Here is a 9,694-nt window from a genome sequence, read left to right on the forward strand (position 1 = left end):
AACGTAGGAACGCGGCCGCCCTCGGCACCTCGTGCGCGAGCAGCAAGAACGCAAGGTCCTTCGCCCTACGCCGAGGGACCTAGGCGGAGGGCTTCCTCGGTCCGATCCGGCTGTCACACCCCGCCGGTACCGTGAGGTCATGAGTCAAGGTCCACGCACGGGGCTGGGCGCGGTGAGCGCCGCGCTCCTCGCCATGAGCAGGCACCTCGAGGTGCGCGACGTCCTCAAGACGATCGTCGCCTCGGCCCGCGAGCTGCTCGACGCCGAGTACGCGGCGCTCGGCGTGCCGGACGACCACGGGGGCTTCGCACAGTTCGTCGTCGACGGGGTCAGCGAGGAGCAGTGGAAGGCCATCGGCCCGCTGCCGCGCCAGCACGGCATCCTCGCCGCGATGCTGCGCGACGCGAAGACCGAGCGCCTCGCCGACGTCCGCAAGGATCCCCGCTTCGAGGGCTGGCCCACCGCCCACCCCGACATGTCGGACTTCCTCGGCCTGCCCATCAAGGACGGCGAGGAGACGATCGGCGCACTGTTCCTCGCGAACAAGAACTGTCCGAAGCCGGAAGGCGGTTGCGGCTTCACGCAGGACGACGAGGAACTGCTCGGCATCCTCGCCCAGCACGCTGCCATCGCGCTCACCAACGCCCGCCTCTACGAGCGCAGTCGCGAGCTGACCATCGCCGAGGAGCGCTCCCGGATCGCCCACGAACTGCATGACGCGGTCAGCCAGAAGCTCTTCTCGCTGCGCCTGACCGCACAGGCCGCCGCCACTCTGATGGACCGTGACCCCGGCCGCGCCAAGGGCGAGTTGCAGCACGTGGCGGAGCTCGCGGCGGAGGCCGCGGACGAACTGCGCGCCGCCGTCGTCGAGTTGCGCCCCGCCGCGCTCGACGAGGACGGCCTGGTGGCCACGCTCCGCACGCAGACCCAGGTGCTCGACCGCGCCCACTCGGCGCACGTCACCTTCACCACCAGCGGCATAAAGGCGCTGCCCGCGGCGCAGGAAGAAGCCATGCTGCGCGTCGCCCAGGAAGCGCTGCACAACGCGCTGCGCCACTCCGGAGCCGAGAAGGTGCGCGTCACGCTCGACAAGCGGGGGCAGGGCGCCGTGCTGCGCGTCACCGACGACGGGGTCGGCTTCGACCCGAAGGCGATCCGCAGCGCGGGCCGACACCTGGGCCTCGTCTCCATGCGCGACCGCTCGGGCGGCGTCGGCGGCAGGCTCACAGTGGAATCGGAGCCCGGCAAGGGCACCACGATCGAGATGGAGGTCCCCGGTGGGTGAACCGATCAAGGTGTTGCTGGTCGACGACCACCAGGTCGTCCGTCGGGGCCTGCGCACCTTCCTGGAGGTGCAGGGCGACATCGAGGTTGTCGGCGAGGCCGCGGACGGCGCCGAAGGAGTCGCCCGCGCCGAGGAGCTGAAGCCCGACATCGTCCTCATGGACGTCAAGATGCCGGTCATGGACGGAGTCGACGCCCTGCGCCGGCTCCGTGAACTGGACAACCCCGCCAAGGTGTTGATCGTCACCAGCTTCACCGAGCAGCGCACGGTCGTCCCCGCCCTGCGCGCGGGCGCCGCCGGTTACGTCTACAAGGACGTGGACCCGGACGCCCTGGCGGGCGCCATCCGGTCCGTCCACGCGGGCCACATCCTGCTGCAGCCCGAGGTGGCGGGCGCCCTGCTCAGCCAGGAGGAGACCAACAACGGGCAGGGGAGGGGCGGTTCCCTCACGGAGCGCGAGCGGGAGGTCCTCGGCCTGATCGCCGACGGCCGCTCGAACCGGGAGATCGCCCGCGCCCTCGTCCTCTCGGAGAAGACGGTGAAGACCCATGTCTCGAACATCCTGATGAAGCTCGACCTGTCGGACCGCACACAGGCCGCGCTGTGGGCCGTACGACACGGAGTCACGGGCTGAGCGGCGGGAAGAGCGGGAAGAGAGGGCGGAGGCGCGGCGGGGGCACGCGCGGGCGCACGGACGGAGTGGCAACACGGAGCGTCGCACTCCGTTCTGGAATTCATACCGTCGTGTAGATGTCCCCCGTACGGCGCATCCCTTCGGGCGGTGCCGCGTTCTCCAATGCGTGCTGCGGCGACCATGTCGCGGCGATCGCTAGGAGGAGCCAGAAGTGAAGAACCTGAAGAAGGCCGCGGCCGTCACTCTCGTGGCCGGCGGCCTCGTCGCCGCCGGTGCGGGCCTCGCCTCCGCCACCGACGGTGCGCAGGCCCACGGCAAGGCCGTGAAGTCCCCGGGCGTCGGCTCGGGCAACCTGGTCCAGGCTCCGGTGCACATCCCGGTGAACGCCGTGGGCAACACCGCCACGGTCATCGGCGCCCTCAACCCGGCGTTCGCGAACAACGGCTTCAACGGCTGACGCACGCTCAGGATTCACCGGCCCCCGGGGTACGCCCCGCGGGGCCGGTCCGCTGTTCGATAGCGCGACTGGTCGAATCGTCGGCCTATTGATCCAATCGAGCGGATCGGGGACGCGCCCCGTGTCTGTCGCGCGCCCCGCGCGTTTCTCAGCGTGCGACCCCGCGGCTGGGGTCGAACCGCAATATCTGGAGGAACGCTTCCCATGAACATCGCCAAGAAGGCCGCCGTGGCCGTCGCCGTCGCCGGTATCGCCGCGGGTGCCTCCGCCGGTGCCGCCTTCGCCGACTCCGACGCCAACGGCGTGGCCGCGAACTCCCCGGGCGTCGGCTCGGGCAACAACGTCGGCGTCCCGGTCCACGTTCCGGTCAACGTCGACGGCAACTCCGTCAACGTCATCGGTCTGCTGAACCCGGCGTTCGGCAACACCGCTGCGAACGGCTGACGTTCACTGCCGTCACGGCACGGAAAGGCCCCCACGGACACGGTCCGCGGGGGCCTTTCCCCTGTTCCGGCTCCGCGCTCAGCCCCGCTCCCGCTCCTCCACGAACGCGTTGTACGCGGCTACCTGCGCGCGCCGCGCCGTCCGCTCCACCGGACGCAGCGCGAGCGCCCGCGCACCCATCTCCGAAGCGCTCACCGCACCCCCGTGCCCGCTCTCGTACGCCACGGAGATCAGCAGCCCCACCCGCTGCGCCAGCTCGAGCACCCGCACGGCACGCCCCGGATACCCCGGCGCCAGCGCCTCGCGCCCCCGCTCCGCCCGCGCCCGGTACGCGTCCACGGCGGCCTCCGACACCGGACCGGAACCGGCCACGTCGAGCCGCGTCAACACCTCGGTCGCCTCCCTCAGCGCCTCCGCCAGCTCCCGCTCGGCCTCGCCGAGGGACGGCATATCCGCGGGCGGCGCCTCCCGCACCGGCAGGCAGTGCCACGTCACCTCCACGTGCACATCGCCTTCGGGCCCGGCCTCGTAGATCTCGGGTACGAGACCGAGCGCGGCGCCGTGGCAGACCACCGCCTCCTCGGCCTCCAGGGCCCGCGCGTTGAACTCCGGCGGCCCGCTGAGGCCCAGTGGATGGCCCGGCGCGGGCAGCGCCACCCGCAGGCCGCCGACGCCGAGCGCCCGCAGCCGGCCGAGCGCCAGCGTCAGCCCCACCGGCCCGTCCTCCCCGGGAAGCCCCGCCACCCGGTGCGACGCGTCCTCGCCGACGATCGCCAGCGCCGCGTCATCGGGTGCGACAAATCCACCAAGAAGGGCATTTCCCCAGGCCGCGAGGCGTCCGGAACGTGGTTCAGTGAGCATGCGCCCCACCTTAGAAGCCCGCAAAGCCACCAAAAGCCAGACCGATGGAATGGACCACTGGGGCAGTGGCGTAGGTTTTCCTTGGGGGCCGCGCCGAGCAGGAACTCTGCGAAGGCATGACGCACGCGGCGAACAGACGAGACTGCAATGGGAGACAACGCGCTCATGAGCGATGTACTGGAGCTGGAGGACGTATCCGTGGTCCGCGAGGGCCGAGCTCTGGTGGACCAGGTCTCCTGGTCGGTGAAGGAGGGGGAGCGCTGGGTCATCCTCGGACCCAACGGTGCCGGCAAGACCACCCTCCTGAACCTCGCCTCGAGCTACCTCTACCCGAGCAGCGGCACCGCCACCATCCTCGGCGAGACCCTCGGCAAGCCCGGCACGGACGTCTTCGAGCTGCGCCCGCGCATCGGTGTCGCCGGCATCGCGCTCGCCGACAAGCTGCCCAAGCGCCAGACCGTCCTGCAGACCGTGCTCACCGCCGCCTACGGCATGACGGCCGGCTGGCAGGAGAGCTACGAGGACGTGGACGAGCTGCGCGCCCGCGCCTTCCTCGACCGCCTCGGCATGAGCGAGTACCTGGACCGCAAGTTCGGCACCCTCTCCGAGGGCGAGCGCAAGCGCACGCTCATCGCCCGCGCCCTGATGACCGACCCCGAGCTGCTGCTCCTCGACGAGCCCGCCGCGGGCCTCGACCTCGGCGGCCGCGAGGACCTGGTGCGCCGCCTCGGCCGCCTCGCCCGCGACCCGATCGCCCCCTCGATGATCATGGTGACGCACCACGTCGAGGAGATCGCCCCCGGCTTCACGCACGTCCTGATGATCCGCCAGGGCAAGGTCCTCGCCGCGGGCCCGCTGGAGCTGGAGCTCACCTCGCGCAACCTCTCCAAGTGCTTCGGCCTCCCGCTGGTCGTCGAGGAGAACAACGGCCGCTGGACCGCCACCGGCCTGCCCCTGGGCTGACCCGCGCGGGCCGGACGGCCCCTGTCCGCGCGGCAGTTGCGGATCTACCATGGTCGTGTGGCAGACATCGACGCATGGGTGTGGTGGCTGATCGGGGCGGCCGCACTCGGAATCCCGCTCGTCATCACCGCCATGCCCGAACTGGGGATGCTGGCCGTCGGCGCCGTCGCAGGCGCCGTCACGGCGGGCATGGGCGGCGGTGTCGTCCTTCAAGTGGTCGTCTTCGCGGCCGTCTCGTGCGCGCTCATCGCGGTCGTCCGACCCGTGGCCGCCCGGCACCGCTCCCAGAAACCCCAACTGGCCACCGGCATCGAGGCCCTGAAGGGCAAACAGGCCGTCGTCGTCGAGCGCGTCGACGGACAGGAGGGCGGACGGATCAAGCTGGGCGGCGAGATCTGGTCCGCCCGTTCCCTCGACGCGGACACGGCGTTCGAGCCGGGCCGCCAGGTCGACGTGGTCGACATCGAGGGGGCGACAGCGATCGTCATCTGAACCGACAAGTGGCCCGAACCAGCCCCGCGACGTGGGCAGTTCTGACACACTCGACGCGCAAGACCTCATGATCTTCCGGCGCGACGGCGCCGGGACCACGACGGTACGAACGGTACGAGGGGCACGGGAGACTCGATGTCAGCGATCATCATCGTCCTGATCATTCTGGTGGTGTTGGTCTTCATCGCCCTGATCAAGACCATCCAAGTCATCCCGCAGGCGAGCGCCGCCATCGTGGAGCGCTTCGGCCGCTACACACGCACCCTGAACGCGGGCCTGAACATCGTGGTCCCGTTCATCGACTCGATCCGCAACCGCATCGACCTGCGTGAACAGGTCGTCCCGTTCCCGCCGCAACCGGTGATCACCCAGGACAACCTGGTCGTCAACATCGACACCGTCATCTACTACCAGGTGACCGACGCGCGGGCCGCCACGTACGAGGTCGCCAGCTACATCCAGGCCATCGAGCAGCTCACGGTCACCACCCTGCGAAACATCATCGGTGGCATGGACCTGGAGCGGACCCTGACCTCCCGCGAGGAGATCAACGCTGCACTGCGCGGCGTCCTCGACGAGGCCACCGGCAAGTGGGGCATCCGCGTCAACCGCGTCGAGCTCAAGGCGATCGAGCCGCCCACCTCCATCCAGGACTCGATGGAGAAGCAGATGCGCGCCGACCGTGACAAGCGCGCCGCGATCCTCACCGCCGAAGGTATCCGCCAGTCCCAGATCCTCACCGCCGAAGGTGAGAAGCAGTCCGCGATCCTGCGCGCGGAAGGTGAGGCGAAGGCGGCGGCCCTGCGCGCCGAGGGTGAGGCCCAGGCCATCCGAACGGTCTTCGAGTCCATCCACGCCGGTGACCCGGACCAGAAGCTGCTCTCGTACCAGTACCTCCAGATGCTCCCGAAGATCGCCGAGGGCGACGCCAACAAGCTCTGGATCGTCCCCAGCGAGATCGGCGACGCCCTCAAGGGCCTCTCCGGCGCGTTCGGCAACTTCGGCGCCACGCCGGGCGGCAGCGACGCGAAGACACCGCCGGTCATGCCGACGCCGCCCCAGCCGCGCCGCGAGCAGCCCCCGATCGAGTAGCTCCCAGGACCACGCCACGAACAGCGCTTCGGACCGCACGAGGGCCCGCCGACCACACGGTCGGCGGGCCCTCGTCTCATGCGTCTACGCGGCGGTCTGCGCCAGCCAGTCCGGCAGCTCGGCCCGGCCGCCCGCACCGAGCGACAGCAGCATCGCGTCGGCGGGCGTCGGCTCGAACGGCTGCCGCAGCAGCGGCATCCCCGCCTGCTCGGGCGTCCGGTTCGCCTTGCGGTGGTTGTCGGCGGCACAGGACGCCACCGTGTTCAGCCACGAGTCCGCACCGCCGTGCGACCGCGGCACCACGTGGTCGACGGTCGTCGCCCGCTTGCCGCAGTACGCACACCGGTGTTGATCCCTTACGAGCACGCCCCGCCTGGACCACGGAGCGCGTCTTCGGAACGGCACCCTGACATACCTGCACAGCCTGATCACCCGCGGAACCGGGATGTCGACCGCCGCACCGCGCATGCGCAGTTCGGGGTGGGACTGCTCGACGACGGCCTTGTCCTGCAGCACCAGCACGACGGCTCGATTGAGCGTCACCGTGGAAAGCGGCTCGAAGCTCGCGTTCAGCACCAGTGTGTCTCGCACCCTGCCCACCTCCCGTACGCAGCGGATCACCCCTCGGCGTCCGTGCGTCAACTCTGGCCGTGCACGCCGAGATGGACAACGCAATATCCGCATCCCCCAGGGGATACCCAGGCAAAAAAATGCCCGCCTCTGATCAATTCCATGACCAGAGGCGGGCAAACGTTCAGTGAACGCTGGGGAGCGGATCAGCCCTCGGCGGGCGCCCCGTACTCGGCGATGACCTGGGCCCGGGCGATCGTGTGGAATCGCAGGTTGAACCCGACAAAGGCCGGCGTGGCGTCGGAGTCCGGGCCGAGCTTCTCCTGATCGACCGCGTACACGGTGAACACATAACGGTGGGCGGGGTCTCCGGGAGGAGGCGCGGCGCCCCCGAATTCCTTCGTCCCGTAGTCGTTGCGCACCTGCACGGCGCCCTCGGGAAGCCCCTCGAACTTGCCGCTGCCGGCGCCCACCGGCAATTCGGTCACCGAGGCCGGGATGTCGAACACGCTCCAGTGCCAGAACCCGCTGCCGGTCGGCGCGTCCGGGTCGAAGCACGACACGGCGAAGCTCTTGGTCTCCGCCGGGAAGCCCTCCCAGCGCAGGTGCGGCGACGTGTTCCCCGCCGCGTACACCTGCGCGTCGTCCAGCGTCCCGCCCGGCTCGAAGTCCTGGCTCACGACGGTGAACGACGGCACCTGCGGATGAAAGTCATGAGGAAGCGAAGCCCTCGTGGGCTGCTCGGTCACAACGACACCTCCTGGATCTACGGAGTCCTTGGTTCCACAGGGTCCGCGGGCTGCCGACCCTGCTCCTGAAACCCTAGAACCAGTTCCGCTTGCTGCCGACCTCGGACAGCCACTGGTGCAGATACGCCGACCAGTCCGTGCCCTGGAAGTCGTGGTGCCCGACGACGAACGAGCGGAACGTGTCGCTGCCCTCGCTGAACAGCCCCGGCTTCTTGTCCATCTCAAGTACGACGTCCATCTCCCGGTCGTCCGCCACGAAGCTCAACTCGACCTGATTGAGTCCCCGGTACTGCTGCGGCGGGTGGAACTCGATCTCCTGGTAGAACGGCAGCTTCTGCCGTGTATTCCGGATGTGGCCCCGCTCCATGTCCGCGCTCTTGAACCGGAAGCCGAGCCGGATGAACGCGTCGAGCAGCGCCTGCTGGGACGGCAGCGGATGCACATGGATCGGGTCGAGGTCGCTCGAGTCGATCGCCCGCGCGATCTCCAGCTCGGTCGTCACACCGATGTTCATGCCCCGCAGCTGCTGCCCGTCGATCGTCGTGACGGGCGTCTCCCACGGAATCTCGATCCCGAACGGAACGGCGTGCACGGCCTGCGCCTGCAGCTGGAAGGCACCACCGAGCCGCACCTTGGTGAACTCGATGTCCTGCTTCGTCTCCGTGTCCTGGCCCTCGACCTCGACGCGCGCCTGCAGACCGACGGAGAGCCCCTCGATCTCCTGGTCGACCGAACCGCCCTGGATCCGCACCTCACCCTGAACGACACCACCGGGTACGACATTGACCTCGGTGAGCACCGTCTCCACGGACGCCCCGCCCGCACCCAGACTCGCCAACAGTCGCTTGAACCCCATGACTCGATCTCCTCCGTATACGTACGCGCCCTGCGCGCACGCGATCTCTCGTTGCCTGCAACCACCGGAACCGTCGGCCCACTGCTGTTACTGCTGACTGCTGTTACTGCTGACTAGAAACGCCGGACGTCAGCGTCCGGTTCCGCGGGTGCCCATCCTGCCCGCTCCACTACCCTCGGAGGGCATGATCACGGCCCCCGACCGTACGCCCCTCGCACGTGAATTCTTCGACCGCCCCGTCCTCGAAGTCGCCCCGGACCTCCTCGGGCGCACGCTGGTCCGCCACGGCCCCGACGGACCGATCGTCCTCCGCCTCACAGAGGTGGAGGCCTACGACGGCGCGGACGACCCCGGCTCGCACGCCTACCGCGGCCGGACCGCCCGCAACAGCGTGATGTTCGGCCCGCCCGGACACGTGTACGTCTACTTCACCTACGGCATGTGGCACTGCATGAACCTGGTCTGCGGCGAGGAGGGCAGGGCGAGCGCCGTACTGCTCCGCGCCGGCGAGATCACCGAAGGCGCCGAACTGGCCCGCAAGCGTCGACTATCGGCCCGACACGACAAGGAACTGGCCAAAGGCCCGGCACGCCTGGCCACGGCCCTGGCAGTGGACCGAACCCTGGACGGCACCGACGCCTGCGGCCCCGCCGACTCCCCACTGACGGTCCTTCACGGCACTCCTGTACCCGCCGACCAGGTGCGCAACGGCCCACGTACCGGGGTGTCCGGTGAGGGCGGCGTCCACCCCTGGCGCTTCTGGATCGCCAACGACCCGACGGTGAGCCCTTATCGGGCCCACACCCCGCGCCGCCGCTCAACTTGACGCGCCCCTACGGGATCCGTAATGTGGCCCGAGCCGCTGAAACCGGAACAGGCTCTCAGCCGACCACCGGAAGCGGCCAAACCACTCATCACGATCTCCCTCGACGGGGTCTATTCGGTGTGCTCGCATGCCGGAATTCGAACTCGTAAGACTCGATTATGAGTTGCCGGGAGAATCGGTTAACGTAGTGGACACGCCGAAAGGCAAAGGCCCTCCAACGGCCACCGGAAATGAATTCCGAACCGGGAACGGAACGGAAAACGGATCTGGTAGGGTTGGAAATACGAAATACCGAAGGGAAGCGCCCGGAGGAAAGCCCGAGAGGGTGAGTACAAAGGAAGCGTCCGTTCCTTGAGAACTCAACAGCGTGCCAAAAATCAACGCCAGATATGTTGATACCCCGTCTCCAGCATCAGCTGGGGCGAGGTTCCTTTGAAAAGTCCTGCGGGTCACTGACCGGCAGGC

At 69.1% G+C, this 9,694-nt stretch carries 12 protein-coding genes; 8 read left to right on the plus strand and 4 right to left on the minus strand.

Annotated features, from left to right (window positions below; all coding sequences use genetic code 11):
• Nucleotides 1-139 precede the first annotated feature (139 nt).
• From ACY34M_RS06175 to ACY34M_RS06190, 4 genes are all read left to right on the plus strand, one after another.
• Entirely contained in the window at nucleotides 140-1,285 is a 1,146-nt protein-coding gene (locus tag ACY34M_RS06175) for a GAF domain-containing sensor histidine kinase (protein WP_462718905.1), read from the plus strand.
• The gene (locus ACY34M_RS06180; RefSeq protein WP_462718906.1) at nucleotides 1,278-1,919 is read left to right on the plus strand and encodes a response regulator; all 642 of its coding nucleotides are present in this window, start codon (nucleotides 1,278-1,280) and stop codon (nucleotides 1,917-1,919) included. Before ACY34M_RS06175 ends, ACY34M_RS06180 begins: the two co-directional genes overlap by 8 nt.
• A 211-nt stretch (nucleotides 1,920-2,130) precedes the next feature.
• Nucleotides 2,131-2,376, plus strand: a complete 246-nt coding sequence (locus ACY34M_RS06185) for a chaplin (protein WP_462718907.1) — start codon at nucleotides 2,131-2,133, stop codon at nucleotides 2,374-2,376.
• Nucleotides 2,377-2,580: 204 nt separating this feature from the next.
• Entirely contained in the window at nucleotides 2,581-2,820 is a 240-nt protein-coding gene (locus ACY34M_RS06190) for a chaplin (RefSeq protein WP_462718908.1), read from the plus strand.
• Between the two features lie 78 nt (nucleotides 2,821-2,898).
• Here ACY34M_RS06190 and ACY34M_RS06195 read toward each other — a convergent pair whose 3' ends face one another.
• Nucleotides 2,899-3,681: a hypothetical protein gene (locus tag ACY34M_RS06195; protein WP_462718909.1), complete on the minus strand. Its 783-nt coding sequence runs from the start codon at nucleotides 3,679-3,681 to the stop codon at nucleotides 2,899-2,901.
• Between the two features lie 165 nt (nucleotides 3,682-3,846).
• On the opposite strand from ACY34M_RS06195, the gene ACY34M_RS06200 reads away from it, so the two are divergent.
• The 3 genes from ACY34M_RS06200 (at nucleotide 3,847) to ACY34M_RS06210 (ending at nucleotide 6,228) form a co-directional block, all read left to right on the plus strand.
• Nucleotides 3,847-4,644, plus strand: a complete 798-nt coding sequence (locus ACY34M_RS06200) for an ABC transporter ATP-binding protein (RefSeq protein WP_462718910.1) — start codon at nucleotides 3,847-3,849, stop codon at nucleotides 4,642-4,644.
• Between the two features lie 57 nt (nucleotides 4,645-4,701).
• Nucleotides 4,702-5,136: an NfeD family protein gene (locus ACY34M_RS06205; RefSeq protein ID WP_462718911.1), complete on the plus strand. Its 435-nt coding sequence runs from the start codon at nucleotides 4,702-4,704 to the stop codon at nucleotides 5,134-5,136.
• Between the two features lie 135 nt (nucleotides 5,137-5,271).
• Complete coding sequence (locus tag ACY34M_RS06210; protein ID WP_462718912.1) at nucleotides 5,272-6,228, plus strand: SPFH domain-containing protein; 957 nt, start codon at nucleotides 5,272-5,274, stop codon at nucleotides 6,226-6,228.
• An 84-nt stretch (nucleotides 6,229-6,312) separates the two neighbouring features.
• Here the strand turns inward: ACY34M_RS06210 and ACY34M_RS06215 are convergent, their stop codons facing one another.
• The 3 genes from ACY34M_RS06215 to ACY34M_RS06225 all read right to left on the minus strand — a co-directional run bounded on the left by ACY34M_RS06215 (nucleotide 6,313) and on the right by ACY34M_RS06225 (nucleotide 8,403).
• A complete protein-coding gene (locus ACY34M_RS06215) occupies nucleotides 6,313-6,819 on the minus strand; it encodes an HNH endonuclease (protein WP_462718913.1) in 507 nt (168 codons plus the stop codon).
• Nucleotides 6,820-7,004: 185 nt separating this feature from the next.
• Entirely contained in the window at nucleotides 7,005-7,547 is a 543-nt protein-coding gene (locus tag ACY34M_RS06220) for a YbhB/YbcL family Raf kinase inhibitor-like protein (RefSeq protein ID WP_462718914.1), read from the minus strand.
• A gap of 73 nt (nucleotides 7,548-7,620) precedes the next feature.
• Complete coding sequence (locus ACY34M_RS06225; protein WP_462718915.1) at nucleotides 7,621-8,403, minus strand: sporulation protein; 783 nt, start codon at nucleotides 8,401-8,403, stop codon at nucleotides 7,621-7,623.
• A 184-nt stretch (nucleotides 8,404-8,587) separates the two neighbouring features.
• Here ACY34M_RS06225 and ACY34M_RS06230 point away from each other — a divergent pair, with 184 nt between their 5' ends.
• Nucleotides 8,588-9,229 (plus strand): DNA-3-methyladenine glycosylase, encoded by a 642-nt coding sequence (locus ACY34M_RS06230; RefSeq protein ID WP_462718916.1) that lies wholly within the window; start codon nucleotides 8,588-8,590, stop codon nucleotides 9,227-9,229.
• Nucleotides 9,230-9,694 lie beyond the last annotated feature (465 nt).

The organism is Streptomyces sp. EDA2-14 (genome assembly GCF_054963755.1).

What these genes read in the sequence shown, in the direction of transcription:
- ACY34M_RS06200 (WP_462718910.1), top strand. Translation starts at nt 3,847, where the DNA reads ATGAGCGATGTACTGGAGCTGGAGGACGTATCCGTGGTCCGCGAGGGC.
- ACY34M_RS06230 (WP_462718916.1), top strand. Translation starts at nt 8,588, where the DNA reads ATGATCACGGCCCCCGACCGTACGCCCCTCGCACGTGAATTCTTCGAC.
- ACY34M_RS06225 (WP_462718915.1), bottom strand. Translation starts at nt 8,403, where the DNA reads ATGGGGTTCAAGCGACTGTTGGCGAGTCTGGGTGCGGGCGGGGCGTCC.
- ACY34M_RS06210 (WP_462718912.1), top strand. Translation starts at nt 5,272, where the DNA reads ATGTCAGCGATCATCATCGTCCTGATCATTCTGGTGGTGTTGGTCTTC.
- ACY34M_RS06175 (WP_462718905.1), top strand. Translation starts at nt 140, where the DNA reads ATGAGTCAAGGTCCACGCACGGGGCTGGGCGCGGTGAGCGCCGCGCTC.
- ACY34M_RS06190 (WP_462718908.1), top strand. Translation starts at nt 2,581, where the DNA reads ATGAACATCGCCAAGAAGGCCGCCGTGGCCGTCGCCGTCGCCGGTATC.
- ACY34M_RS06195 (WP_462718909.1), bottom strand. Translation starts at nt 3,681, where the DNA reads ATGCTCACTGAACCACGTTCCGGACGCCTCGCGGCCTGGGGAAATGCC.